This window comes from Halorientalis sp. LT38, assembly GCF_037031225.1.
GTDB classification, from domain to species: Archaea; Halobacteriota; Halobacteria; order Halobacteriales; family Haloarculaceae; genus Halorientalis; species Halorientalis halophila.
This window is the reverse complement of record NZ_JAYEZN010000001.1, coordinates 594,276-619,724: the sequence shown is the minus strand read 5'-3', so window position 1 is coordinate 619,724 and position 25,449 is coordinate 594,276. Positions and strand designations below refer to the sequence as shown.

26 protein-coding genes and 1 pseudogene are annotated in these 25,449 nt (G+C 67.6%); 7 read left to right on the top strand and 20 right to left on the bottom strand.

Annotated elements, in window-relative coordinates; all coding sequences use genetic code 11:
- Positions 1–116: 116 nt before the first annotated feature.
- The 11 genes and pseudogenes from U5918_RS03295 to U5918_RS03245 all read right to left on the bottom strand — a co-directional run.
- Positions 117–194, bottom strand: a pseudogene (locus U5918_RS03295) (NuoI/complex I 23 kDa subunit family protein); the annotation flags it as partial.
- Positions 195–327: 133 nt separating this feature from the next.
- Positions 328–789 (bottom strand): NuoI/complex I 23 kDa subunit family protein, encoded by a 462-nt coding sequence (locus tag U5918_RS03290; protein WP_335999420.1) that lies wholly within the window; start codon positions 787–789, stop codon positions 328–330.
- Position 790: 1 nt separating this feature from the next.
- The gene (locus tag U5918_RS03285) at positions 791–1,834 is read right to left on the bottom strand and encodes a complex I subunit 1/NuoH family protein (RefSeq protein WP_335999419.1); all 1,044 of its coding nucleotides are present in this window, start codon (positions 1,832–1,834) and stop codon (positions 791–793) included.
- Positions 1,834–3,510: an NADH-quinone oxidoreductase subunit D gene (locus U5918_RS03280; protein ID WP_335999418.1), complete on the bottom strand. Its 1,677-nt coding sequence runs from the start codon at positions 3,508–3,510 to the stop codon at positions 1,834–1,836. The genes U5918_RS03285 and U5918_RS03280 overlap by 1 nt, the downstream gene beginning before the upstream one ends.
- Positions 3,507–4,211 carry an NADH-quinone oxidoreductase subunit B gene (locus U5918_RS03275; protein WP_335999417.1) on the bottom strand — a complete coding sequence of 235 codons (705 nt, stop codon included), beginning with the start codon at positions 4,209–4,211 and terminating at the stop codon, positions 3,507–3,509. The genes U5918_RS03280 and U5918_RS03275 overlap by 4 nt, the downstream gene beginning before the upstream one ends.
- A gap of 3 nt (positions 4,212–4,214) precedes the next feature.
- Positions 4,215–4,625 carry an NADH-quinone oxidoreductase subunit A gene (locus U5918_RS03270; protein WP_335999416.1) on the bottom strand — a complete coding sequence of 137 codons (411 nt, stop codon included), beginning with the start codon at positions 4,623–4,625 and terminating at the stop codon, positions 4,215–4,217.
- Between the two features lie 182 nt (positions 4,626–4,807).
- Positions 4,808–5,575 (bottom strand): hypothetical protein, encoded by a 768-nt coding sequence (locus U5918_RS03265; protein WP_335999415.1) that lies wholly within the window; start codon positions 5,573–5,575, stop codon positions 4,808–4,810.
- 75 nt (positions 5,576–5,650) lie between these two features.
- Positions 5,651–6,373 carry a hypothetical protein gene (locus tag U5918_RS03260; RefSeq protein ID WP_335999414.1) on the bottom strand — a complete coding sequence of 241 codons (723 nt, stop codon included), beginning with the start codon at positions 6,371–6,373 and terminating at the stop codon, positions 5,651–5,653.
- Positions 6,374–6,480: 107 nt separating this feature from the next.
- On the bottom strand, positions 6,481–7,128 hold the full coding sequence (locus U5918_RS03255; RefSeq protein ID WP_335999413.1) for an AIR carboxylase family protein: 648 nt from the start codon (positions 7,126–7,128) through the stop codon (positions 6,481–6,483).
- 135 nt (positions 7,129–7,263) lie between these two features.
- Positions 7,264–8,442, bottom strand: coding sequence for a 5-(carboxyamino)imidazole ribonucleotide synthase (locus tag U5918_RS03250; RefSeq protein ID WP_335999412.1), 1,179 nt, complete (start codon positions 8,440–8,442; stop codon positions 7,264–7,266).
- Between the two features lie 55 nt (positions 8,443–8,497).
- Positions 8,498–10,375: a flippase activity-associated protein Agl23 gene (locus U5918_RS03245; protein ID WP_335999410.1), complete on the bottom strand. Its 1,878-nt coding sequence runs from the start codon at positions 10,373–10,375 to the stop codon at positions 8,498–8,500.
- 94 nt (positions 10,376–10,469) lie between these two features.
- Here U5918_RS03245 and ribH point away from each other — a divergent pair, with 94 nt between their 5' ends.
- The 3 genes from ribH (at position 10,470) to U5918_RS03230 (ending at position 12,613) form a co-directional block, all read left to right on the top strand.
- Positions 10,470–10,871, top strand: a complete 402-nt coding sequence (gene ribH / locus U5918_RS03240) for a 6,7-dimethyl-8-ribityllumazine synthase (RefSeq protein ID WP_335999409.1) — start codon at positions 10,470–10,472, stop codon at positions 10,869–10,871.
- 1 nt (position 10,872) lies between these two features.
- On the top strand, positions 10,873–12,021 hold the full coding sequence (locus tag U5918_RS03235; RefSeq protein ID WP_335999408.1) for a pyridoxal phosphate-dependent aminotransferase: 1,149 nt from the start codon (positions 10,873–10,875) through the stop codon (positions 12,019–12,021).
- A 193-nt stretch (positions 12,022–12,214) separates the two neighbouring features.
- On the top strand, positions 12,215–12,613 hold the full coding sequence (locus U5918_RS03230; RefSeq protein WP_335999407.1) for a pyridoxamine 5'-phosphate oxidase family protein: 399 nt from the start codon (positions 12,215–12,217) through the stop codon (positions 12,611–12,613).
- An 18-nt stretch (positions 12,614–12,631) separates the two neighbouring features.
- On the opposite strand, the gene U5918_RS03225 is transcribed toward U5918_RS03230, so the two are convergent.
- Positions 12,632–13,063 carry an FAD synthase family protein gene (locus U5918_RS03225; protein WP_335999405.1) on the bottom strand — a complete coding sequence of 144 codons (432 nt, stop codon included), beginning with the start codon at positions 13,061–13,063 and terminating at the stop codon, positions 12,632–12,634.
- Complete coding sequence (locus tag U5918_RS03220) at positions 13,060–13,548, bottom strand: Mov34/MPN/PAD-1 family protein (protein WP_335999403.1); 489 nt, start codon at positions 13,546–13,548, stop codon at positions 13,060–13,062. The genes U5918_RS03225 and U5918_RS03220 overlap by 4 nt, the downstream gene beginning before the upstream one ends.
- A 104-nt stretch (positions 13,549–13,652) precedes the next feature.
- Here U5918_RS03220 and U5918_RS03215 point away from each other — a divergent pair, with 104 nt between their 5' ends.
- Together U5918_RS03215 and U5918_RS03210 are read left to right on the top strand one after the other, a co-directional pair.
- Positions 13,653–15,557 (top strand): DHH family phosphoesterase, encoded by a 1,905-nt coding sequence (locus tag U5918_RS03215; protein ID WP_335999402.1) that lies wholly within the window; start codon positions 13,653–13,655, stop codon positions 15,555–15,557.
- A 162-nt stretch (positions 15,558–15,719) separates the two neighbouring features.
- Complete coding sequence (locus U5918_RS03210; RefSeq protein ID WP_335999401.1) at positions 15,720–16,790, top strand: hypothetical protein; 1,071 nt, start codon at positions 15,720–15,722, stop codon at positions 16,788–16,790.
- Positions 16,791–16,837: 47 nt separating this feature from the next.
- On the opposite strand, the gene U5918_RS03205 is transcribed toward U5918_RS03210, so the two are convergent.
- The 3 genes from U5918_RS03205 to U5918_RS03195 form a co-directional block, all read right to left on the bottom strand.
- Positions 16,838–18,505 carry a phospholipase D-like domain-containing protein gene (locus U5918_RS03205; protein ID WP_335999400.1) on the bottom strand — a complete coding sequence of 556 codons (1,668 nt, stop codon included), beginning with the start codon at positions 18,503–18,505 and terminating at the stop codon, positions 16,838–16,840.
- Between the two features lie 120 nt (positions 18,506–18,625).
- Positions 18,626–18,967 (bottom strand): hypothetical protein, encoded by a 342-nt coding sequence (locus tag U5918_RS03200; protein WP_335999398.1) that lies wholly within the window; start codon positions 18,965–18,967, stop codon positions 18,626–18,628.
- 60 nt (positions 18,968–19,027) lie between these two features.
- On the bottom strand, positions 19,028–19,546 hold the full coding sequence (locus U5918_RS03195) for a DUF21 domain-containing protein (RefSeq protein ID WP_335999397.1): 519 nt from the start codon (positions 19,544–19,546) through the stop codon (positions 19,028–19,030).
- A 108-nt stretch (positions 19,547–19,654) separates the two neighbouring features.
- Here U5918_RS03195 and U5918_RS03190 point away from each other — a divergent pair, with 108 nt between their 5' ends.
- Positions 19,655–21,208 (top strand): YegP family protein, encoded by a 1,554-nt coding sequence (locus U5918_RS03190; RefSeq protein WP_335999396.1) that lies wholly within the window; start codon positions 19,655–19,657, stop codon positions 21,206–21,208.
- Between the two features lie 98 nt (positions 21,209–21,306).
- Here the strand turns inward: U5918_RS03190 and U5918_RS03185 are convergent, their stop codons facing one another.
- The 3 genes from U5918_RS03185 to U5918_RS03175 are packed head-to-tail and all read right to left on the bottom strand — an operon-like array spanning position 21,307 to position 22,864.
- Positions 21,307–21,915: a DUF2238 domain-containing protein gene (locus U5918_RS03185; RefSeq protein WP_336003283.1), complete on the bottom strand. Its 609-nt coding sequence runs from the start codon at positions 21,913–21,915 to the stop codon at positions 21,307–21,309.
- Positions 21,916–21,935: 20 nt separating this feature from the next.
- The gene (locus U5918_RS03180; RefSeq protein ID WP_335999395.1) at positions 21,936–22,574 is read right to left on the bottom strand and encodes a hypothetical protein; all 639 of its coding nucleotides are present in this window, start codon (positions 22,572–22,574) and stop codon (positions 21,936–21,938) included.
- A gap of 53 nt (positions 22,575–22,627) precedes the next feature.
- Positions 22,628–22,864 carry a hypothetical protein gene (locus U5918_RS03175; protein WP_335999394.1) on the bottom strand — a complete coding sequence of 79 codons (237 nt, stop codon included), beginning with the start codon at positions 22,862–22,864 and terminating at the stop codon, positions 22,628–22,630.
- A gap of 173 nt (positions 22,865–23,037) precedes the next feature.
- Between U5918_RS03175 and U5918_RS03170 the strand changes: the two genes are divergently transcribed.
- Entirely contained in the window at positions 23,038–24,000 is a 963-nt protein-coding gene (locus U5918_RS03170; protein WP_335999393.1) for a patatin-like phospholipase family protein, read from the top strand.
- 6 nt (positions 24,001–24,006) lie between these two features.
- Here U5918_RS03170 and U5918_RS03165 read toward each other — a convergent pair whose 3' ends face one another.
- Entirely contained in the window at positions 24,007–25,434 is a 1,428-nt protein-coding gene (locus U5918_RS03165; RefSeq protein ID WP_335999392.1) for a TIGR00366 family protein, read from the bottom strand.
- Positions 25,435–25,449: the final 15 nt, after the last annotated feature.

Here is a 25,449-nt window from a genome sequence, read left to right as displayed (position 1 = left end):
GTACGTCCGCTAGCACGCGCCCGCGAATAAGCGCTATTTGCGGGGCGGTTGCGGGCCTGAAGCCAATGGCTCTCGGTAGTTACCGTGAGGAAAAAGCGTCGAGTAACAGCCATCGATTACTGGTAGTCCAGTTCGCCTTCGCCCTCGCCGATCCAGGCGCCGCGATCCGGCTCCCGGGATTCGAGCGGGTCCACGCCCACCACCTTTTTCCGCTCGGGTGGCTCACTCCGTTCGCCACCGCTCGCACAAAAACGTGGGCGAAAAAGCGGGACCTCACTTCGTTCGGTCCCGGGAACCAGCGCGCTTCGCGCGCTGGATGCTCGTTTTCTACTGGTAGTCCAGTTCGCCTTCGCCCTCGCCGATCCAGGCGCCGCGATCCGGCTCCCGGGATTCGAGCGGGTCGATGTCCTTGTACCAGGGGACGTTCTTCAGCTGTTCCTTGTTGTAGACGAACTCGTCTTTCGTGTCGGCGGTGAACTCGAAGTTCTGGGTCAGCAGGATGGCGTCGACGGGGCAGACCTCCTCACAGAGCCGGCAGTAGATGCACTGGCCGATGTGGAGGTTGTACTCCTCGCCGTTGCGCTGTTCGTCGGTGACGATCTGGATGGTGTCGTTCGGGCAGACGTTCTCGCACTGCCGGCACCAGATGCACCGCTCCTGGCTGAACTTGTGGACCCCGCGGAAGCGGGGGCTCACTTCGGGCGCTTCTTCGGGGTACTCGACCGTGAACGTCTCACCGTCGAGCGCGTGTTTCATCGTCGTCGCCATGGATTTGAGCAGTCCGATCATGTTACACCACCACCCCGACGATGACCGCCGTCAGGATCAGGTTCGCGAAGGAGAGCACGAGCATCCCCTTCCAGCCGATCTCGATCAACTGGTCGATACGCACCCGGGGCAGCGCCGACCGCGCCCACTGGGTGAACAGGAAGACCGCCCAGATCTTGATCAGGAACCAGACGATCCCGGGCAGCACCGGCCCGGCCGGCCCGCCGAGGAAGATCGTCGCCACGATGGCCCCGCCGAGGAAGATGTGGACGAACTCTCCCAGGTACATCAGGACGAAGTAGACCGAGGAGTACTCGGTCTGGTAGCCGGCGACGATCTCGGTGGGTGCTTCGGGCGTGTCGAATGGGTTCCGGCCGACCTCCGCCAGGTTCGCGATCATGAAGAGCACGAACGCGAACGGGTTGACGAAGGCGTACCACGAGGGAATCGCGATCCCGCCGACGCTCACCAGCGTCGCGCTCTGGGCCGCGACGATCTCCGACAGCCGGAGCGTCCCGGCGAAGATCACGACCGACGCGCCCGTCAGCACGAGCGGGATCTCGTAGGCCAGGTTCTGCGCGACCGCGCGCAGGCCGCCCAGCATCGAGTACTTGTTGTTCGACGCGTAGCCCGCCATCACGAGGCCCAGCGAGGCCAGCGACGCGACGGCGAAGACGTACGCCAGGCCGACTTCGGGGTCGGCGATCTGGATCCCGTTCCCCATCGGGATGACGGCGAAGCCCAGCAGGGCCGAGCCGGCGATGAGCAGCGGTGCGACGTCCCAGGCCGGTCGATCGACGTTTTCCGGGACGATCAGTTCCTTCGAGAGCAGGCGGACCGCGTCCGCGATGATGATGAACAGCCCGAAGGGCCCGATCCGGTCGACCGCGATCCGGTCCGTGAACGCGGCGGTGATCTTCCGCTTCGCCCACGGTCCGGCGATAGCGACGTTCGTGAGCATGAAGGTGCCCACGAGCGCCGAGGCGATGAACGCCGCCAGGAAGAACTGCGCCGGGTCGTTGGCGTTCAGGCCGAGCAGCCCCGCGATGGTGTCCGGCAGCGTCATCAGCGATCCACCTCGCCCATGATGGTGTCCAGGCTACCCAGCGTCGCGATCATGTCCGGGATGTACTCGCCCTCGCTCATCTCCGGCAGCGTCTGCAGGTTCGAGAACGACGGGCCGCGGATCTTGAACCGCGCCGGCTTGTCGGTGCCGTCCGAGCGGATGTAGATCCCGAGTTCGCCCTTGGCCGCCTCGACGGACTTGTAGATCTCCGTGTCGGGGTCGGGCTTGAGCGTCCGCGGGACGTTGGCCTGGATCGTCCGGTCGTCCTCGGGCCAGTCCTCCAGCAGATCCGCACACTGCTGGATGATCTTGGCGGACTCCTCGACTTCCTGGAGCCGAACGAGCAGGCGCGCGTAGTTGTCACAGCCGTCCTCGGTGACGACGTCCCAGTCGAGTTCCGGGTAGTAGCCGTAGGGGTCGTCGCGCCGGACGTCGTAGTCGACGCCCGACCCGCGGGCGACCGGGCCCGTCGCGCCGTAGCTCTTGGCGACCTCGGGCTCCAGGATGCCCGTGTCGACCGTCCGGATCTGCATGATCTCGTTGCTGGTCAGCAGGTTGTGGTACTCCTCCAGGCGCTCGGGCAGGTCGTCGATGAAGTCCCGGATCTTCTCGAAGAACTGCTCGCGCGGCTCCGGGAGGTCCCAGGCGACCCCGCCCAGGCGGAAGTAGTTGAACATGAGCCGCTGGCCGGTCAGGTCCTCGAGGATGTTCTGGACCGTCTCCCGGTCCTGCATCCCGTACATGAAGGTCGCGGTGAAGTCGCCGATGACGTCCAGCGCGTACGCGGCCACCGCGAGCATGTGCGAGAGGATCCGCGACAGCTCGGCCGACATCGTCCGGACGACCTGTGCGTACTCCGGCACGTCGATGTCCGCGAGTTCCTCCGCAGTTCGGGCGTAGGCCCACTCGTTCAGCAGGCCCGCCCCGCCCCAGTCCCAGCGGTCGGGGTAGGGCATGATCTGGTGCCGGTAGGTGCCCTGCTGGCACATCTGCTCCTCGCAGCGGTGGATGTAGCCGATGTCCGGCTCGACGTCGACGACCTGTTCCCCGTCCAGCGTCGCCTCGATGTGGAGGACGCCGTGGGTCGCCGGGTGGTGGGGCCCGATGTTGAGCAGCATCGTGTCGCTGTCGTCGTTGGCCCGCCGGTCACCCTCGAGGGGGTTCGCGTTCTCCCGGAGCGTGACGATCTGCGGTTTCGTCTGGTCGTAGTCCAGCGAGAGCGGGTGTCCCTGCCAGGTCTCGGGCAGGAGGATCCGGCGCGGATCGGGGTGGCCCTCGTAGTCGATCCCGATGAGGTCGTAGGCCTCCCGCTCGTGCCAGTCGGCCGTTCGGAAGACCGGGGCCGCGGTCTCCGAGACCGGGTCGTCCTTCGCGGTGGGGACGACGATACTGACCTCCTGGGTCCGGTCGTCGTACTTCGTCAGGTGGTAGATCGTCTCGTAGCGGTCCTGATACTCCTGGGCCGTGACGCAGTTGCAGTTGTCGAAACCGGCCTCCTCCTTCAGCGTCGAGAGGACCTCCTGGACCGCGTCGGGGCGGATCACGAACCCGTCGGCGTTGACGTGGGACTCGCGGTCGAGGACCGCGTCGCCCAGCAGGGTCTCGAGTTCGTCGTAGTCGACGGTGCCGTCGTCGGCGACGCCGAGTTCGTGTGCGTGTGCTTTCTCGATGCTCATGGCGAATCGACCCAGTTGTACCGCATTACGAGGTCGTCTTCGTCTATCTGTGCGGCGAGTTTGTCCACGATCTCGTCCTGTTCGAGATCACCGAACTGCTCGAGCTCGTAGGGTTTGACCGTCACGGGTGCGCTCTCGCCGTTGGCGATCCGTTCCTGGAGCTTCGCGACACCGTAGATCAGGGCCTCGGGCCGGGGCGGACAGCCGGGGACGTGGATGTCCACCGGGATGACCTCCTCGGCGCCCTTGATGACGTTGTAGCCCTCCTGGAAGGGGCCGCCGGAGATGGTACAGGAGCCCATCCCGACGACGAACTTCGGCTCGGGCATCTGGTCGTAGACCCGCTTCATGCGCGGGGCGAACTTCGAGACGATGGTCCCGGGAACGATGATCACGTCCGCCTGCCGCGGGGACGCGCGGGGGACGCCGGCACCGAATCGGTCGAGGTCGTGTTTGACCGAGTAGGTGTGCATCATCTCGATGCTGCAGCAGGCGATCCCGAACTGCAGCATGAACATCGACGAGCCCCGCACCCAGTTCATGAACTTGTCGAACTTCGTGAGGATGAAGGGCGAGGAACCCAGGGCCTTCCGGAGCGGGGAGTTGAACCGGCTGTCGGCCCCCTCGCCCATCCGGGCTTCCTGCGTCGACTGTCCGGTGTCGGCACCGATCGTGTCCGTCAGGTCGTTTTGGCTACTCATGTGTTATCTGGTATCTGTCCGCGCGTCGGTCCGCGGCGAGCGGACCCATTCGACAGCGCCGTTGCGCCACGCCCAGCCGAGACCGACGACGAGGACGCCGACGAACACCAGCATCGGCGCCAGCACCTGCATCAGGCTGGCCCCGTTCTCCAGTGCGCTGCGGTAGATGACCGTCCACGGAAAGATCAGGACGGTCTCGATGTCGAAGATCAGGAACAGCAGCGCGACCATGTAGTACTGGATGTTGAACCGGATCCGCGTGTCTCCGGTCGGCACCTCGCCGCTCTCGTACGTTGAGCGTTTCCCTTGCTCGGGCACACTGGGCCGGAGAAGCTTCGATACCATCATCATCCCGACCGGGATGAGAAGACCGACCAGCGCCAGCGCCCCGATGGCTATCCATGGATTACCCATCCGTGTACACCTATCGTTATTCGGGTTAGGAACGGTGGCATATAAGGGTTCATTCTTCGGTTTTCGGTCGGTTGATCGGTCGAACGCCCGATCTCCCGACGAACCCGCCCGTCGTCGGCCCTCGCCCGGTCAGAGCGTCGTCAGGACCGCTCGCCCGTCATGGTCCGTCCGGGGCCGCCGGTTCAGGGTCGCTGGAACTCCGCCAGCGCGTAGTCCTGGTCCGCGGTGTCGACCGCCAGCGCGAACGGCCAGTCCCCCTTGACGCAACTCGTCGGCCCGGTCTGGTTCCCGGGGAGTTCCAGCGCCATCTCGTAACAGCTCTCGCCGGCGACGGTCGCCGTGCCAGTGATCTCCGCGGTCGCCTCGTCCCAGTCGACGCCGAATCCGTCCCCGACCGTCACGTTCTCCCCATCGACCCGCCAGGAGTCCCCGACGGTGAGGTCCCGGCCCTGCGCGAGGACCGCCGGCGTCCTGAGATAGAGGAACAGGCCCCCGACCGAGTCCCGGCGGATCACCTGGTGGAAGGCGGTGCCCTGGACCGCCGTCGTCGACGTCCGTCCGACGCCCTCGACGCTCGCGTTGATCTGGACTCCCTGATAGACCGACCGGGAGGTGTTCTCGACGGCGACGACGGCCCAGCTCATCCCGAGCGTCCGGTTCCCGTCGTCCGCGACGTACCCGTACGCCTCTCCCTCCCGGAACAGGTAGAAGTCGTCGTTCGGGCCGCCGAAGCGGCTCGAATTCAGCGCCTCGGTCGCTGTCTCGTCGTCACCGGAGTCGCCGTCGTCGGTTTCGTTCGCCTGATCGGCTGGCGTCGCCGACCCCGCCGGCGTCTCCGGCGACGGCGGTCCCTCGACGGTCTGGTCGACGCCCCCACTACAGCCTGCGAGCACGAGCAACAGCGCCACCGCGATCGTCCCCACCCCCTTGCGCGTCGCAAACGTCACCATGCGCGATACTATCGCGAGCGGGCGCTTAATTTTACTGCATACTGCCGAAAAAGATCCGTGGCCGGGTCGGCCGCGTCAGGGTCGGTTGAAGTCTGTCAGCGTGGTCTTTCCGAGGGAGAACTGCGCGTCACCGGAACCGGACGCGTTGAACCCGAGCGCGAACGGCCAGTCTTCTTTGACGCAGCCCTGGAAGGTCGAGGTTCCGTCGCTGGCCTCGAAGGTGTGACACTCCTGGCCGGCGACGGTGTCCGTGCCGGTCACCCGGACTTCGATCGGCTCCGACCCCGCGACGTCCGTGGCGTTGAAGTCCTCGGCTGTCAGCGTCCACTCGTTGCCCGCCGTGAGTTCCTGGCCGTCGATCAGGATCTGGGGCAGGTGGAGGAAGAGGAACACGGCGCCCTGGGACTCGAGGGTTCCGTCGAAGAAGTTCCCCTGGGGTCCGGTGACCGTCGTCGTGTCGCTCGTGGTGCCGAACTGACTCTCGATCTCGACGGTCACCTCGCCGTCGCTCACGTCCGTCACCGTCCAGGTGTACTCGCTGTTGTCCCCGCGCGCGGACTCGGTCTCGTAGGAGTAGGACTCACCCTCCGTCCACTGGTAGTTCGTCGACGGGATCGAGGCCTCGGCGTCCGCGTCTCCCTCGACGCTCGCGTCGGGCGTCCCGTCCTCGGTCGGCGTCGGTCCGTCGGTCGAAGCGTCGGTCGGCGAGGTGTTCCCGCCGCCGGAACAGCCGGCGAGTACCACCGTGGCCGCCAGCAGCAGGGCCACGAGGACTCGTCGGTTGTCAGAGTCGAGCATATCCGCGCTTTGTATGATCGGTTCATATATCTATGGGATCCAACAGCAACCGGGCGCTCGGCCGATCGGAAAACACCGTCACGTCCGGCGATCGCTTCCCTGCCGTCTCACTCGGGACGGTCTCTGAATCCGGGCGTCCCGAGTTCGTGGAGGTCCCGCGACACCTCGCCGACGCCGTCGCGCAGCCCCTCGTGGTACTCGACGAGCCTGTCGCGCAACCCGTCGTGCTGACGCGAGAGGTGCTGGACCGCCGAGAGCGCAGCGTTGAACGACTTGCCCGCGTCGACGGCCGTCAGCGGCGCGCCCTGTGGCATCCCGATCACCGAGTCCACCGACTTCTCCTGGACCGGCACGCCGATCACCGGGAGCGGGTAGGCGATCGAGGCCACCATGTTCGGCAGATCGGCCGACTTCCCGCCTGCCCCCGCGATGATCACGTCCAGCCCGCGCTGTTCGGCCGTCTCCGCGTAGGCGTACATCAGATCGGGCGTCCGGTGGGCCGAGACGACGAACGTCTCGAACGTGAACCGGGCCTCGGGCGGATCGTCGTAACTCGTCTGTTCGGCGAAGCCCAGGTCCTCGGTCAGGACGTCGTAGGCCCCGGGGCGACCGGACTCCGAGCCGGCCATCACGTCGAGGTCCGAGTCCGAACCCATGACGATCCCGATCTCGGGCGTCTCGTCGGTCGGTCTGTCGCGCGCTGCCTCCTCGCGCAGGTCGTCGATCAGCGATTGCACGCGATCGGACTGGGTCATACGTCCCTCTCTGACTGGCGTCGGTGTAAGAATGCCGGATCAGCGAAACCGGCGATCGACCGCGGCCGCGGCGGCCGTGTAGTGCGACAGCGGTCGCCCGTCGATCGTCGTCTCGTCGAGCCCCATCCCTGCGAGCTACTCGACGAAGGTGAGGCCGTCGCGCAGGTCCCGCGCCATGGTGAGCAGGCCGGCGAGGTCGGCGTCCGACCCGGCGCCGCCCGCCTCGGCGTCACCGGTCAGCGTGACGTGGCCCATCTTCCGCAGCGCGTAGACCTCCCGCTTGCCGTACCAGTGGAGGTGCGCCCGGTCGGTGGCGAAGACCGCGTCCTCGCCCGAGAGCGTCGCCGCCTGGCGTTCGTCGACGTCGCCGAGGACGTTCACCGAGACGGACGGGTCACGCCGTTCGGTCGACCCGAGCGGGCGGGCCGTGACGGCCCGGACGTGCTGCTCGAACTGCGAGGTGTGACAGCCCTCGATCGTCCAGTGGCCCGAGTTGTGCGGCCGGGGCGCGATCTCGTTCAGCAGGATCTCCTCGCCCGTGTCGAACAGCTCGATCCCGAAGACGCCCCGGCCGTCCATCTCGGCCAGCACGTCCTCGGCGACTTCCTGCGCGGCCTCGATTCGGTCCGCCGGGGCGCGAGGCGGCGAGACCGACCCACGCAGGATCTCTTCCTCGTGGATCGTCTCGGTCACCGGGAAGGTGTCGGTCTCGCCGTCCGTTCCCCGACAGCCCATCACCGCGAGTTCGCGCTCGAAGGGGACGAACGCCTCGACCATCGCCGGCCCGGCGATGTCGTCCATCGCGCTTTCGGCGTCCTCGCGGGACTCGACGAGCACGTTGCCCCGGCCGTCGTAGCCGCCCTCGCGGGCCTTGAGCATCGCGGGCGTCCCCAGATCGTCCAGGGCGGCTTCGAGGTCGGCCACCGAGTCGACCTGCCGGAACTCGGGAACTGGAATCCCAGCGTCGCCGAGCCGTTTCTTCTGGACGAGTTTGTCCTGGATCGTCCGGAGCGTCTCGGGCGCCGGGTGGACCGGCACGCCGGTCTCCTCGGCGACCGCTTCGAGCACGTCGGGATCCGTCAACTCGATCTCGTAGGTCAGATAATCGGCCCGCTCCGCGAGCTCGCGGATCGTCTCCGGATCGTCGAAGTCCCCGACGACCTGGTCGCGGACGACCGGCGACGCCGGCGCGTCCGGGGTGGGGTCCGAGACGACGAGCTCCACCCCCAGCGGAGCCGCCGCTTCACCGAGCATCCGGCCGAGCTGGCCGCCCCCGACCACGCCGAGCGTCGGTCCTGGCGACGTCAGTGTCATCGACCGGCGGTTTCCCCGGGACGCGCTTAAGGATTGCCAACCGGGGAGGCGCGGCTCACGTGCCGGGCGGCGTCGCCGTCGCGTTCGCGTCGCCGACGTAGTCCGGGTGGATGAGGAAGACGGTCTCGGTCCCGTAGGTCCGGAGTTCGTAGGTCGCGCTCCAGTAGTCCGGGAACGCCCGGCGGGCCTGGGCCTCCTCGTTGACCGTGTCGTCCTCGTCGTCCTCGTCGTGGGCCGCCACGATCACGACCGGCGGCTCGGAGTCTTCGACATCGCCGAGTTCCGCCTCGTCCTGTGCGCAGTCCACGCTGGCCCCTGATTGGTTGAAGTACCACGGGAGCGGGAGGGCGTTGAACCAGTCCGCACACGCGGGCGCGAGGGTGAGCCCGCGCTGTTCCGACGGCAACAGGTCCGAATCGGCCGGGTACCCGTTCCGCACGAAGTCCGTCGTCGCGTTCGTGCCGCCGTCGACGAAGAAGTCGCCGTACAGCAACACGTCGGTCCCGTCGTTGGCCGCGGCGGCCGCGTCCATCCGGTCGAGCGCCGGCCGCACGTCGTCGCCGGGCTGGGCGTACTGGACGAGCGCGTTCTCGCTCTCCTGGGCCTGCGGTGCGAGGTAGACGCCGTAGACCCCGGCCCCGGCGACGAAACTGACGACGACGATCACGAGCACCGCGGCCGCGGCCATGCCCACGGGATCGTCGTCCGCGAGCGACTCCCGGCCCCATCGGAGGAGCAGCGCGAACCCGACCGCCGCCGGGATGGCGAGCGGGACGACCGCGTGGATCGCCGCCCAGGGTGCCTGGATGTCCGTCACGATCGGGTAGCCGAGCACGGAGACGAACCCGCAGTAGAAGGCGAAGGAAACGAGGTCGCGGGGCCGGTCGCCGGAGTACCGGTCGACGACGAAGCCGACGACCGCCAGCACGCAGAGTGCCAGCGCGCCGTACCCGAGCGTCTGGACGAGGTCCCCGAGGTAGGGGATGTAGGCGTGATCGCTCATGTCCCCGCTGACCCAGAGGCCGAAGAACTCCTTCCAGGCCCCGACGGTCGCCCGATCGACGACGGTGACGAACATCCCGAGGTCGGCCTGTGAGAGGGCGTTGTACAGCCCCACGTCCGTCGGGTCGCCGTCCCGGGGCGCGTAGAAGAAGACGATGATCGCGAAGAACTCGACGACCGCGAGCAGGATCCAGTGGAGCCAGTCCCAGACGCCGTAGACGAAGGCGACCAGGTAGTCCATCAGGATACTCGTCCACGCACGCTCGCCCTCGCGCGCGAGGAACAGGCGGTGATCGAGCAGCAGGACGGCCGCGCCCGCCCAGGTGATCGGGTAGATCAGCGCGTTCTCCTTGGCGGTGAAGGCGAGCGCCGTCGCCGCGACGCCGAGGAAGAGATAGCGGGGCCGCCGGAAGTCGAGCAGGCGGACGAACGCCACCAGCGCGGCGAGCATGAAGACCGCCACCAGGGGGTCCCCGCGCATGAACCGCGTGTAGTACAGCAAGAGCGGGTTGACCGCCAGGAAGAGCGCGAGCGCGCCGACTTCCAGGTCTCGCAGACGGTGACGCAGGCCCAGCGCGAGCAGCGGGGTCAGCCCGCCCAGCAGGGCGACGATCGCTCGCATCGCGAAGTCGCTGGCCCCGAACACGCTGAACACGAAGCTGTTGACGTGGTGGTAGAACGGCCCGTGGATGATCGCCCGGTACGCGTAGTCGCCGGTGTGGAGGTACTGGAGGATCCACCACCCCACGCGCCCCTCGTCCCAGTGTGCGATCCGCTCCCCGAGGAACAGGAATCGGGCGAACAGGGCGAACGCGGTGAGGCCGGCGACGACCAGTACGATGCGGTCGACGCCGAACCGCGTCGGGAGGGCGGTCTCGGAGTCCCGGGCAGGGGTCTCCGTCGTCGAGTCGTCGTCCTCGACCGTTGCCATTGTCGATGCAGTCAGTCCCGGGATTTAGAATCCTTCTGGTTGGCGGCGAGTGCCGAACGGTATTTCTTTAGGTCCCCATTGCCATCCCCGACGTATGGTACGGCTCGGACTGGTGGTCGCGGAGTTCAACCGCGACGTCACCGAAGAGATGGAGCGGGCGGCCCGTGCGCGCGCCGAGGAACTCGGCGCGACGGTCGTCGAGACCGTCCACGTCCCCGGTGCGTACGACTCGCCGCTGGCGGCCGATCGGCTGGCCCGGCGCGAGGACGTGGACGCCGTCACCGTCGTCGGCGCGATCAAGTCCGGCGACACCGATCACGACGAGGTGATCGGGACGGCCATGGCCCAGGGGCTGACCGACGTCAGTCTCGACCGCGACACGCCCGTCACCCTGGGCGTGACCGGCCCGGGTATGAGCATGGACGAGGCCCACGCCCGCACCGACTACGGTGCCGAGGCACTGGAAGGAGCCGTCGCCCTCGTGGAGGAACTATAACATGGATCTAGACTTCGCAGACCGCGTCCAGCGAGTAGAACCGAGTGCGACGCTTGCGATCAGCAACCTCGCAGCGGAACTGGAGGCCGACGGCGTCGACGTCGTCGACCTCTCCGTCGGCGAACCCGACTTCGACACCCCCGAGAACGTGAAGGCCGCCGCCGAGGACGCCCTCGCCGCCGGCCACACCGGCTACACGTCCTCGAACGGCATCCCCGAACTCAAAGAGGCTATCGCCGAGAAACTGCAGGCCGACGGCCTCGATCACGGTCCGGAGAACGTCATCGTCACCCCCGGCGGCAAGCAGGCCCTGTTCGAGATCTTCATGTCCCTCATCGACGACGGAGACGAGGTCTGCCTGCTCGACCCAGCGTGGGTCTCCTACGAGGCCATGGTCAAGATGGCCGGCGGGACCCTCTCCCGCGTCGACCTCTCGCCGCACGAGTTCCAGCTCGAACCCGCCCTCGACGACCTCGAAGCCGCCGTCTCCGACGACACCGAACTGCTCGTCGTCAACTCCCCCTCGAACCCCACTGGCGCTGTGTACTCCGACGCCGCCCTCGAAGGGGTCCGCGACCTGGCCGTCGAGCACGATATCACTGTGATCTCCGACGAGATCTACAAGGAGATCACCTACGGCGTCGAGCCGACGAGTCTCGGTACCCTCGACGGCATGGCCGACCGGACGATCACGGTCAACGGCTTCTCGAAGGCCTACGCCATGACCGGCTGGCGGCTGGGCTACTTCGCCGGCCCCGAGGACCTGATCGCCGAGGCCGGGAAGCTGCACAGCCACTCGGTCTCCTGCGCGGTCAACTTCGTCCAGCACGCGGGCGTCGAGGCCCTGGCGAACACCGACGAGGCAGTCGTCGAGATGCGCGACGCGTTCGAGGAGCGCCGCGACATGCTCGCCGACCTGTTCGCCGACCACGGCGTCGACGTCCCCGTCGGGGACGGCGCGTTCTACATGATGCTCCCAGTGGACGACGACGATCAGGCCTGGTGCGAGGGCGCCATCGAGGACGCCCACGTCGCGACCGTCCCCGGCAGCGCGTTCGGGACGCCCGGCTACGCCCGCCTGTCCTACGCCGCGAGCAAGGAGCGCCTGCGCGAAGGCGTCGAGCGGCTCGCTGAAGAAGGGTACCTCTGAACCCCGCGCGACCCCGATAGCTGAGCGCCCTTTTTCCGATTCGCCGCCCTCCGAGCGACTGCGATTCCGGAACGAGTACGCTGACCCCGACAGGTGTGACCAGCACTCAGTCCCCGGATTTGATATAGCGAACTCCAGTGTATCCGGTCTGACCTGAACCAGATACAGGTGGCTGGCGACCGAAGCGGAACGCATGGCCGAGACCTCCCAGATCCCGCCGGAAGCCGAAGAACTGCTCACGAGCGAACCGCTCGTCGCCCACCTCGCGACCTGTCGCGACGGGAAGCCCCACGCCGCCCCGATCTGGTTCCGGGTCGGAGACGACGGACTCGAGGTCGCGGTCGCGGGGCGGAAGTTGGAGAACGTGCGCGAGAACCCCCGCGTCGCGCTCTCGATCCAGCGCGACGAGAACGGGCACCCGCAGTGGGGCGTCACGGTCCGCGGGACGGCGACGGTGGTCGAGGACGAGGCCGAGAGCGAGGACCTCAACCGCCGGCTCAACGAGAAATACGGCGTCGAGGAGGACGCATGGGAGGGGAACACGGGCGTCCGGATCGACGTGGGGTCGGTCGATCACTGGACGTACGACTGACGCGGGCCGACGACCGGCTCAGTCACAGCGTTCGTCGCAGATCCGCTCGACGATCCGCCCGGTCGAGAGCAGTTCGTCGTCGCGAACTTCCTCGCGGCCGGAGGCCCGCTCGACGGCGCAGTCGATGCCGGCCTCGTCGAGTGCCGCCGCGAGTTGCTCCTCGTCGTGGTGCTGGTCGTAGCCCAGCGCGATCACGTCGGGGTCGATCTCGCGGATCGGCACGAAGAAGTCCTCGGCGTGGCCGATCCGGGCCTCGTCGACCGGCTTCAGGGCCGCCACCATGTCCCGGCGCTGGCGGTTCGAGAGGATGGGTGGCTCCTTGTGGGTCACGTTCTCCCGGCGGGCGACGATGACGTGGAGTTCGGTCCCCATCGCCGCGGCCGCCTCGAGATAGTGGACGTGGCCGGGGTGGAGGACGTCGAAGGTGCCCTGGGCGACGACGGTCGTCATAACTCGTCCCTCAGCTCCTCGTCGATGTCGGCCTGCGTGAAGTCGAAGAACTCCTCCTCGGGGAGGTCGATGTCCAGCACGTCCAGTTTCCGTGGCTCGCCCTCCTGGTCGAAGGCCTGCCAGTCGGTTTTCCCGTAGGGCGCGCCGACGATGATGTGGACGTCACCTTTGTGGAAGGTCTGGAGGTCGGCGTCGCTGGGCCGGAGGACGCCGTTCGGGTGTGAGTGGACCGACCCGGCCGCGCGCATGTCGTTCGGTACCATATTCGTCTTGACGGTGGCGCTGACGGGGTTCGATTCGGTACCCGGGATGACCAGCACGTCGGTGATGACGGTCCCGTCGCGGTCCAGGCCGACTTTGCGGGCGGATTCACCCCGGAGCAGGCCCATGTACTCGTTGGGGTGGGCGTCTTCCGACGCTTCGAGGGCAAAGTCCAGGGCGTCCTCGGCGATTCCGAGGACCTCGCCCGACCGGAACAGCCGCATACTCCATTCTCGGGCCGGTCGCCTTCTAAGCGTTCCGGATGCGCCGAGGGCGACCCGTCAGCGTTTCCAAAGGTTAAAACGCGCGAGCGCCGAACCTCCGGCAAATGTCTCCATCCACTCCCGACGACGGGGCGGAGGTCTCCGCCGACGGAGTTCCTACGGTTTACGACCTCGCTGACGGCTGTTCGCTCGACGACGTCGAACGCGGAAATTACTATCACGCGACGGTCAACGGCGTCGTCGCCTACGGCGTGTTCGTGGACGTCACCGATGGCCTGTCAGGCCTCGTCCACGAGTCGAACCTGGTCGGCTCCTACGACGTCGGCGACGAGTTGCTCGTCGAACTCTCCGAGATCAGAGAGGACGGCGACGTGAGCTTCGAGGAGATCGAACTCGCCGAGTACGAGACCGAGCGCGTCGACGCCGGTGAATCGGTCCCCGTCGCCGACCTCGCGGACGTCGTCGGATCGACGGTCTCGCTCGAGGGCGAAGTCGTCCAGATCAAACAGACCGGCGGGCCGACGATCTTCCAGCTCCGCGACGAGTCCGGCGTCGTCCCCTGTGCCGCCTTCGAGGAGGCCGGTGTGCGGGCCTATCCAGACGTGGAGATCGACGACGTCGTCAGGATCACCGGTCGCGCCGAGATGCGCGAAGCGGCGATCCAGATCGAGGTCGATACGCTCGAACGCTACGAGGGCGAGGCGGCAGCCGACGCTCGCGAGCGACTCGATGCGGCGCTCGACGAGTACGCGGCCCCGAACGACGTCGAGCCGATGGTCGACTGGCCGGCCTTCGAGAAGCTTCGGCCCGACCTGGAACAGGTCGCCCGGCGGCTCCGCGAGGCCGTCCTCGAAGGGCGACCGATCCGGATGCGACACCACGCCGACGGCGACGGTCTCTGTGCGTCCGTTCCCCTGCAACTGGCCCTCGAACGGTTCATTCGCGACCACCACCACGACGCCGAAGCGCCGCGACACCTGCTCAAGCGGCTCCCGAGCAAGGCCCCCTTCTACGAGATGGAGGACGTCACGCGGGACCTCAACTTCGCCCTGGAGAACCGCAAGCGCCACGGGCAGAAGCTCCCGCTCCTCCTGATGCTCGACAACGGATCGACCGAGGAGGACACGCCGGCCTACCGCAACCTGGCCCACTACGACGTGCCCATCGTCGTCGTCGACCACCACCATCCCGACCCCGACGCGGTCGGCCCGCTGGTGGACGAGCACGTCAATCCGTACCTCCACGACGAGGACTACCGGATCACGACGGGCATGATGTCGGTCGAACTCGCCCGGATGATCGACCCATCGCTGACCGACGAGCTCCGGCACGTCCCCGCGGTGGCCGGCCTCGCCGACCGCTCGCAGGCCGAGGTCATGGACGAGTTCGTCGACCTGGCCGCGGAGAAGGGTTACTCGGAGTCGGACCTCCGGGACGTCGGGGAGGCCCTCGACTACGCCACGCACTGGCTGAAGTACAACGACGGCCGCGAGCTCATCAACGACGCCCTGAACGTGGCCTGTGACGACCGCGAGCGCCACGACGAACTCGTCGACTTCCTGGCCTCCCGGGCCGAACGCGACGTAGACAAACAGCTCGACGCAGCGATGTCCCACGTCGAACACGAGCGCCTGGAAAACGACGCGCACCTCTACCGCATCGACGTCGAGAACCACGCGCACCGCTTCACCTACCCCGCGCCGGGGAAGACGACCGGCGAGATCCACGACCGCAAGGTCGAGGAGACGGGCGATCCGGTCATCACGATCGGCTACGGGCCGGACTTCGCCGTCCTCCGCTCCGACGGCGTCCGCCTGGACATCCCGGAGATGGTCGAAGAGCTCGTCGACGAGATCGACGGCGGCGGCGTCTCCGGCGGCGGGCACCTCGTCGTCGGCTCGATCAAGTTCGTCGAGGGGATGCGCGAGGAAGTCATCGAGGCGCTGGTCGAGAAGATGGCCGACGCCGAACTCGACGCGGACCTCGCCGCGACGTTGCCCGACGAGTAATCCCGGCACCCTCGAAGACTCCTTCTCGGCGACCGATTGGGCCCGGCTTACTCCGACCCGTCACTGTTCGATCCGAATGAGCCCGGCGTTACTTCGCGTTCAGATCGGCTTATGCGGGCTACGCGATTCATAACGAAAGCCCGGCGGCCGGAACTGCTCCGCATGAGCGATCGCGAGGAGTCCGACCTGGAGGCGGACCTATCGAAGAAAGAGCGGCTGATCAACGCGTGGATCGCCGTCGGTCCGGAGGGGAAGACCACCGACGTGAGTGACCTCACCGGATCCTCGCGAGGGTACGCCTCCGACATCCGGCGCGCGATCGGTGGCGAACACGACGACGAGGAGGACGACCTCCCGTTCGAGGACGTCCTCGACGCCTACGAACCGACGCTGGTCGAGACCTACCGCTCGGAACTGGACGAGGAGGCCATCGACGGCGAGTGGCCCTTCACCGAGCGGCTCCCGGCAGGCGAGTCCGGGGAGTCCGACGCCGAGCAACTGGGACCGCCGGGCCCGGCCAGCGGCGAACCGGTCCCCCGATCTCGCGCGGGCGCCAGCGAACCCGGCGCGACCGAGCAGGAAGCGCAGCCGGGACGTCCCTCGCCACCCGAGAGACAGGGTCGGGAGCGCCAGCCCCAGCCCCCGGGGCGAGAACCCTCCCAACCGCCCGGCGGGGCACAGCCCCAGCCGTCACAGCCACAGGGAACAGCGCAGCAGCCGTCACAGCCCCAGGGACCGCCCCCGGGTGCGTCCGCGAGTCAACAGCCCGGTGCCGCAGAGCGGCCCAGCGGCTGGGAGCCATACTCGGGGTCGCAGGCACCGGGCGGTCCGTCACAGCAGCCGGGCGGGCAGCCCCAGTCCGGCCAGCCGCCCCAACAGACGGGCGGCCGAACCCGGCAGCCAGGCGGCGGGGGCCAGCCCCAGCAACCGGGACAGGGCGGGCAGCCCCAGTCTCAGGCAGGTGGGGCGGCCCAACGCCAGCCCCAGCAGGCTCGGTCACAGGCCCAGCCCCAGTCACAGTCCCCACAGCAGGCGCCGGCCGGTGGCGGGTTCCGCGAGCGCCTCGCCGACCTGGACAACCACCTCGAGGCCCACCAGCAGCAGGCCAACGCAGAGTTGTCCTCGGTACCCCAACAGTCCCAGGCGTACGCCATCGCCGTCTCGAAGTACAACCTCGTCGTCGAGGTCCGCCAGTCCCTGCGCGACCTCGCCCAGTTCGCGCCCGGTCCCTGATTTGCTATACCGGTTACCGGTTTATGGGCGGTCTGCAGCGAACCACTTCAGCCTTCGAACTCGAACCGGCGAGCGACGACGAGAGCCCCCAGCGCTCCCAGAACCACGGCGACGAGCACGCTGACCGGCAGCCGCCAGTCGCCGCCGCGCCAGTCGGCCCGGAATACTTCGCCGAAGTACTCGCCCACTCCCTCCCCTTCGAGCAGCAGGGCGACTTCCCGGTTCTCGCGGGCGGAGTGGTTGTTCCAGTTCATCGAGCCGAGCAGGACCTGCTCGCCGTCGACGATCACGCCTTTCGCGTGGATCTTCTTGAAGCGGCCGTTCGGGTCGGCGATCCGGGCCTCGAGGGGGACGTCTTCGCGCGTGGCGAGTTCGTCGAGCCAGTCGATCAACTCACGGTTCTCCTCGCGTGCGTACCAGGCCCCGCTGAGCAGAATCTTCACCTCGACGCCCCGGCGAGCCGCGTCGATGGCCGCTCGAAGGAACGGCTGGTTTCGACTCCCGATCGAGACCTGCTCGATCCTGATCGAATCGTCGGCGTTCCGGAGCAGCGTCAAGAGTCGCCCTTCGGCGTTGTCCGGGGCCCGGAGTAACTCGACGCGCTCCGGGCTGAACCGTTCCGGGTTGACGCGCTTCGGAAAGCTCCCGTTCGCGGGTGGCGTCTCGGCCGGGTCGAACTCCTCGCCCGACCGGAACCGGCGCCAGGGTTGGGCGTCGAGGCCCCGGGTGTCGGCCCGGAAGGTCGCGGCCAGCGCCGAGACGATCCGGTCGGACTCGACGACGGCGCCCCAGCCACGGCTGGACCGACCGCCCGTTCCGGCGGCCTTCCAGTTCTCCGTCGTGACCAGAGCGCGGTCGTCGACGACGGCGTACTTGGCGTGGTGGAACTCGTAGCGACCCGGGTCGCCCGACAGCGTCGTGACGTTCACGCCGCTCGCGACGAGGGCGTCGAGCGTCTCGGCCGACCGCCGGGTCAGACCGCCGACTGGACTGCCGTCCACGAGGACCTGGACTGTGACCCCGCGACGATTGGCGGCGAGCAACTCCTCTCGGACTCGCTCCGAGGTGAGCGTGTATCCCGCCAGCAGGATCCGCTCGTCCGCGCTCGCGAGCGTCTCGACCGGGACCGATCGGTCGTCGGGGAGGACGAACGCTTCGACCCCCCTATTCGAGGCGTTCACGACCGGGAACGACGTGGCACCGACCGGACGCCAGGTGACGCCGTCGCTCGACGGGGTCGCGACTTCACCCTCGGGTGCGTCTGCGTACGCCACCGTCTCCACGGGGTCCCCCTCGCGAAGGAGCGTGACCCGATCGCCGCCGTTGGCGAGCGCGAGCCCCCGGTTCAGGCGGAGAATCCGGGCGTCCGTTCGGTTCCGCGTCAGGTTGGGGGCCGTCGCGAGTGCGACTCGTCCGTCGACGGTGTGGTTCGGAAGCTCGATCACGTCTTCTCCGTCCGTGATGGAGTAGTTCCCGAGAGCAGTCGGACTCGCGGCCTCGAGGACGACGAACTCCCCGGCGTCGCCCTCGGGGACTGGATTCGGATAGATCGACGCCACCCGAACCGGTGCGGAGTCGTTCGCTAATCCTTCGCTCGTTCCGTCAGCGGAAATCGTCGCGGTGGTCGCGGTAGCCGCCGCTGCGAACGCCGGAGTGCCGGCCAAGAGGGCCACGAGGGTCACGAGCGCGACCGTCGCGGCGTTGTCTGGGGACACGGGAGCCTGTGGTCCCGGTATCGGGCATAAACCTTCGCTCGCGATATCGAATACGGGCTGGGCCAGCGAAGATGGCTGGCGCTCGGTGGGTAGAACCGCTTCCGTCGACGCTGGTCCGGGTTAGTCCAGCTGCGCGCCACACCGGGGGCAGAACCGCGCCGACGACAGGACCGGGTGGAGGAACTTGATCTCGAACGTCCGGCCGCAGCCGGGGCAGGTTCGGGCGGGCGGTTCGCGGATCCATATCGTTCGATCCGGCTCCGGCGTCTTCTTCCGGATCTGTTCTTCGTCCGCCAGCGCGTCGAGCAGCTGACGAACCAGTCGCCGCGGGGCGTCCAGCACACGGGCGAGTTCGCCCGTCGTGTACGGTTCGAGCGGGGCCATGGCGTCCTGCACCTCGTCCCGAGTGGGATCGGCTGCAGGGCTCGCATCGTCGCTCGGCTCGTCGGGTCGATCGGTCACCGTTCGTTCCGTCGGGTCCGGAGGATTGTAACTGTACGCGCTTCGACCGGGACTCGCCTGTCAGTCGTCCAGATACGGTTTCTCGATGTCCGTCTCGCCGCCGATGGCGGCGTTCATGCGGCGAGTGATCACGTCGAAGACCAGCACGAGCGGGTAGAGAACCTTGCCGACGACGGCGATCGGTCGCGCGACCCGCAGGCCCCACTCCTCGGCGTGCCCGAGGCCGTAGGACTTGGGAACGATCTCGCCGAACACGAGGACGACGAAGCTGGTGACGACCGTCGCCACGGTGACGGCGCTCCCGGCGGGCAGGAACTCGATCATGACGACGGTGGTGATGCTCGCGATGGCGACGTTGACGACGTTGTTCCCCACGAGGATCGTCACGAGGAGACGGTGTGGATCGTCCCGGAGTCCCTGGAGGACCGTCCATCGCGCGTCGCCGTCGGTGGTTCGCTCCGCGAGCCACTCGTCGGACAGCGTGAAGATGGCGATCTCGCTGCTCGAGAAGAAGGCGCTCAACAGGACGAGAACCGCGACCAGACCGATCGACAGACCGACCGGCAGGGGTGATGCCATACGGGACCCGCGGGCGCCCGGGGGAAAGGCGCACCGACTCGAACCTGTAAGAAAACGGAAGTGTAGTCAAACTATTTATATTGCCTGCGTGAGAGAAGACAGTGAATCATGGCAATGGAATCCGGCAGCGGCGTCCTGTACGGCATCTACCGCGACAGGATCGGCGAACCGACGACGCACGACGAGGTCCGTGGATACTGGGTGTTCCTGATCGGGCTTGTTCTCGGGACCCTCGGGGTGTTGCTGTTCCTCCCCAGTACGTCCGCAGTGGGAAGCTCCGGGCTCACGCTCCGTGAACTGAGCATCTTCGTGGCCGCGGTCGGACTCGCGATGCTCGTCGCAGGGCCGGTCATCAGACTCCCGGTCCAGTCCTGGGCGAATTACGCGGCCTATAGCGGCCAGGCCGTCTGCTTCGCCGCGGCGGTCTGGTTCCTGCTCGTGTTCCCGGCCAACTGGAACGTCCAGACCGGGAGCCAGCCGGTCATCGTCCTCTACGGGATCGGACTGGTGATCATCACGTTCGGCGGACTCATCGCCCCCCTGATCGCGGGGGTCACCGAGGAGGACCTGGCGGCAAGCGAGGGGCGAGCCGCGGAACTGGAGTCGGAACTCGCGGCCGTGCGCGAGGAGCGCGACCAGCTCGAGGAGAGTCTCGACCAGTCGCGCGACGAGTCCACGGCGAGCGCGGCGTCGGCCGCTGACCTGCAGGCGCAACTCGACGCGGCACACGCCAGCCAGGCCCGCTTCGAGCTGTACGAGGACAAAGGCGACGAATGGCGCTGGCGGCTCCGCCACCGGAACGGGAACCTGATCGCTAACGGCGGCGAGGGCTACACCCGCAAACACAACGCCCAGAAGGGGATGGCGAGCGTCCGCCGGAACGCGCTGGGCGCGACCACCCTCCTCATCGAGCGCGAGGAGGACCTGCCGGAAGAGACCGCCGAGTTCGAACCGGTCGAGGAAGTCGAGAGCCAGGCCACCTTCGAGGTGTACGTGGACAACGCCGGCGAACACCGCTTCCGACTCCGACACGACAACGGGAACGTCCTCGGTGACGGCGGCGAGGGCTACGCCTCGAAGAGCAACGCGAAGCGAGCGATCGACCGCGTGCGCGACTACGTCGGCCCGGCCGATTACCTCTGGTTCGATCCGACCGGCTTCGAGGTCTACCTCGACGCCGGCGGCGAGTGGCGCTGGCGGCTCGTCCACCGCAACGGCGAGATCCTGGCCGACGGCGGCGAGGGCTACTCGCGCCGCAACGACGCCAACCGCGCCGTCGACCGGATCCGAGAGCGCGTCGACCAGCTCGACTTCGAGATCTACGAGGATTCGGCCGGCGAGTACCGCTGGCGAATGCGCGGCGGGAACGACGAGATCCTCGGTGACAGCGGCGAGGGCTACGGCTCCCGCGACGGTGCCGAGGACGCCGTGGAGTCGGTCCGCGAGTACGCGCCCGACGCCGACGTGCTCGACATCGGGCGCGCGGCGTTCGAGATCTACGAGGACAGGGGCGGCGACCACCGCTGGCGGCTGCGCCACCGCAACGGGAACATCCTGCTGGACAGCGGCGAGGGGTACGCCGACCGGAGCGGCGCCCACGACGGTATCGAGAGCGTCAAGCGAAACGGTGCGACGGCCGAACTCGAGGAGACCGAGTCCTAGCTGGCGTCGGAAGGTCGGCCGACGGATGTCATTTTTTCGCGGGCGGGCGGTGCGAGTAATCCTACCGGAGAATCGGGTTCACGACCGGCCGGGCCGGTTCAGGACTCCGCGGAGAAGAGTCGGTCCCGGACGTCCTCGGCGACGCCGGCCAGGTGGACCTGGCCGAAGACGGCGACGATGAGCGCGCCGACGGAGTTGAACATCGTGTCCTTGACGGTGTCGTCGAGGCCGTGCTGGGCCAGCGGCATCGTCAGGCCGGTCTCCGTGGCGATGATGTCGAGGCCGAACTCGAACAGTTCCCAGATGACGCCGAAGGAGAGCACGATGACGAAGATGTAGACGAACACGAGTCGCTGGGGGACGTGGATCTCGTCGCTGTGCAGTTCGATCGCCCGCGCGACGGTGTAGCCCGCCGCCGCGACGAGCGAGGCCGACATGGCGTGGGTGATGTTGTCCCAGAAGAAGATGAGGGTGTAGAGGCCGGCCGAGCCCAGCGTGTGGAGGAACACGGCGGTCGTGATCCAGAGGGCGAGCCAGGGGTCGAGCGGCAGGTCGTAGTTGCGTTCGAGTATCGCGGGGATGAAGGTGATCAGCAGGGCGATGCCGCCGTTGGTGATCGCCTTCGGCTGGCCGAAGACGAAGCCGGCGGCTACCAGCGAGAGCAAGACGAGTTGCATCCCGCGGGTGAGCCGCCGCTGGTTGCGCATTGAGGGCCGGGGGAGCAGCGTCATCGTCGGACCACCTTCCGGATCGCCCGCCAGAGGCGGCGGTCGCGTCGCCGGAAGTAGCCGTCGAAGAGGATTCCCGCGGCGAAGCCGGCGAGGGTGACGTACAACCACTCGATCATCAGCGCCTCGTTGTCGACGAGGTAGGAGGTGCCGAGAAAGCGGTCCGCGTTCCACCGGAAGACGGTCCACGCGCCGACGGCGGCCATCGTGGTCATGACGACGATGGCGACGGCGAACCAGTGGGTGACGTCCAGGGTGGTGAACATGTGGAGCTCGACGACGACGAGCAGGGCCAGCGCCGCGAGCGAGAAGTACGTCGCGAAGGTGCCGACCGACCCACCCATCAGCCCGCGGACGAGCAGGGGAAAGAGCGCGAGCACGAGCAGTTCCCAGGGGAGCATCGCTCGCCAGTCGCGGTAGACGACCGGCGGGAGCGAGACGACGAAGCCGACGAAGCCGACGAACAGGATCCACTGGAGGTCGAGGTCGAGGAGGCTCTCGACGAACACCGACGCGAGCACGCCGACCAGCAACCACGCGAGCACTGCGTTCGTCCGACCGTCGCGGAACAGTCGTTCGAGTACGTCTTCGACCTCGACCAGCGGAGACTCACCCGGGTCACCGACGCTGTCGCTCATATCCTGTACGGAATACGCTGACGAGGCATAAGCCCGGCGACGTGTTCGTGCCGTTACTCCTGCGGGTTTGCCAGTCCCGTCATCGGGGACGCGCCCGCGACGATGGCGCCCGTCGCCAGGATCGCCGCCGACAGGACGACGAAGTCGCTGCCCGGCGAGATACCCGCCAGTCCAGCCCCCATCTGGACGATGAACACGGTGACGAAGAAACTCAGGATCGCGAAGACCAGCATGACGATCGCTGCGATGATGCTACTGACGAGCGCGCCGAACGAATCGAGTACTCCCATTGGTGTGTCCTCGTACCGTAAACTGTCGCCCGACGGATAAATACTGGCACTGAAAATGGCGGCATCGGTGCTCCCGACGCAGCGAGTCGGGACGATTCGCGTCCGAGCGGCCGCATCGGACGCGGGGAGCCCGAGGCGGAGTACTTAACCACGCCCCGTGACCAGTCGCGTTCATGACCGAAGACGGGACGGACGTCGCAATCGCCTGTCAGGGCGGCGGCAGTCACACCGCCTTCACGGCCGGCGTCCTCCGCGAGTTGCTCGGGGACCTGCCTCCCGACGTCAACCTGATCGGTTTCAGTGGGACCTCGGGTGGGGCCGCCTGCGCGACGCTCGCCTGGTACGGCCACGTCCATCCCGAGGAGGACCCGGGCGAACTGCTGACGGGCTTCTGGACCGACCTCGCGGCGTCGTCGCCGCTCCATCGCGCCGCGAACGGGCTGCTTCGGTGGGGGATTCAACTCCAGCGGATGGGCGTGCCGCTCCCAGCGATCAGTCCGGCCGACTCGCCGGGCGCGAAGTGGGGCGAAGACGAGTTCCGCGAGCTGCTCGAATCGTACGTCGACTTCGCGGCGATTCCGGACCTGCTCGACGGGAGCGAACCCGGCCTCTTCCTCAGCGCCATCGAGGTCTGCGACGGGACCTTCGAGATCTTCCGCGAGGACGACCTCTCGAGCGGCGCCGTCCTCGCCTCGGCCGCGGAACCCCACATCTTCGAGGCGATCGAGCTGAACGGCAAGCACTACTGGGACGGCCTGTTCTCGAAGAACCCGCCGCTGAACGACTTCATGGACGCGAGCGACGTCCCCGACCCCGACGAGATCTGGCTCGTCAAGATCAACCCCCAGGAGCGGCCGGAGCCGCCGACCACGATGGAGGGGATTCACAACCGCCGGAACGAACTGTCTGGAAACCTCTCGATGAACGCCGAGATCCGGTTCATCGAGCGCGTCAACGACTGGATCGAGAAGGGCTATCTCCCCGAGCGCTACACGCACACGGACGTGGCGCGCATCCGGTTCCCGAAGAGCCGCAACCTCGACTGGCGGACGAAACTGGATCGGGACCCCGACTTTCTCGAGGGGCTCGTCCGCGACGGCGAGAAGCAGGCCAGAGCATTCCTCGACGCCAGATAGGGCGACTCAGAGGACGACCAGGAAGAGGGTGAGCCAGCCACAGACCACGACGAGGCCGACGAGCATCGCGACCGTCGTGTAGCCGATGATGTCACGGGCGCGCAGGTTCGCGATGGCCAGCAGGGGGATGGCCCAGAACGGCTGGATCATGTTCGACAGCTGATCGCCGAGCATCTCGATCAGGACGGCGTCGCGCGCGCTCATCCCCATCTGCTGGGTGAGTTCGAGCATGATCGGCCCCATCGCCACCCACTGGCCCCCGCCGGAGGGAATGAAGACGTTCACGAAGGCGGCGACGAGGACGCCGACGACGGGCCAGGTCGTCGGCGTCGCGAACCCGCCGACGAACTCGACGATCAACGTCGCCAGCCCCGTCCCCGTGAGGATCCCGGCGATCCCGGCGTAGAACGGGAACTGGAAGATGACACCGGAGATGTTGCTCACGCTCTGTTTCATCTGGTCGACCAGGGCCATGGGCCGCACCCACAGCAGGACGGCGACGGTGACGAACAGCGCGTTGATACTGTTGAGCGTCAGGTTCGAGATGCCGCCGGGGGTCAGCACCCACGCGTTCAGCACGAAGTACGCCGGGAAGAGCGCGATGGACAGCCCGATCAGCCGGGAGTCGTTCAGCCGGTCGGCCACCCGTACCCGGCCGCCGTCGGTCGTGGCCTCCGGGTCCGGCCCCGCACCCGGAGCAGTCGGCGATTCGCTCGCGGAGGCCGCGACGATGGCGTCGATCTCCCGGTAGTCGGGTCGGGGCAACTCGCTGATACCCTCTTTCGGGTGGAGCAGGGCCATGAGGACGGGGATCACTGCGAGGAGCGTGCCGGTCGTGACGATATTCGGTAGCGAACCGACGGTCTCCGAGAGGGGGATCGTCGCCCGGTACTGGGCCGCCCACGACGCCGGAATGAGCGACGCGTCGGCCATCATCAGCCCGACCGAGGAGGTGAGCCCGCCGTGGTAGATCATCAGACTGGTGTACCCCGCCGCGGCCAGCAGCGGGTAGTGGACGGCGATCCCCTTCTCCCGGCACTCGTAGGCGACGCGTTTGGCCATGATCGCGCCGACGATGAGGCCGATGGCCCAGGAGACGAGCGCGGCGGCCATCGCCGCGAACCCGACGAACCAGACGGCCGTGAACTGCGAGTTCGGTACTCGCGCCAGTTTCTCCAGTTGCGCGGTGAACTTCGGCGATTTCGCGATGGCGTCGCCGGCCATCAGGAGGACGGCGATGGAGGCCATGAAGGGCAGCAGCGTCCAGACGCCGCCGTTCCACGCGCCCATGATCTCTCTCGGCCCGGCGCCCGTGGCGATCGCGGCGGCCGCGGCGACGAACGTCAGGAGGATGGCGATGACGTACGGGTCCGGGATGTACTCCTCGGAGAGGTCCGAACACCGTTCCCCGAGCCGACGGAGGATCGCGAGCATGTGGGCGGACCCACA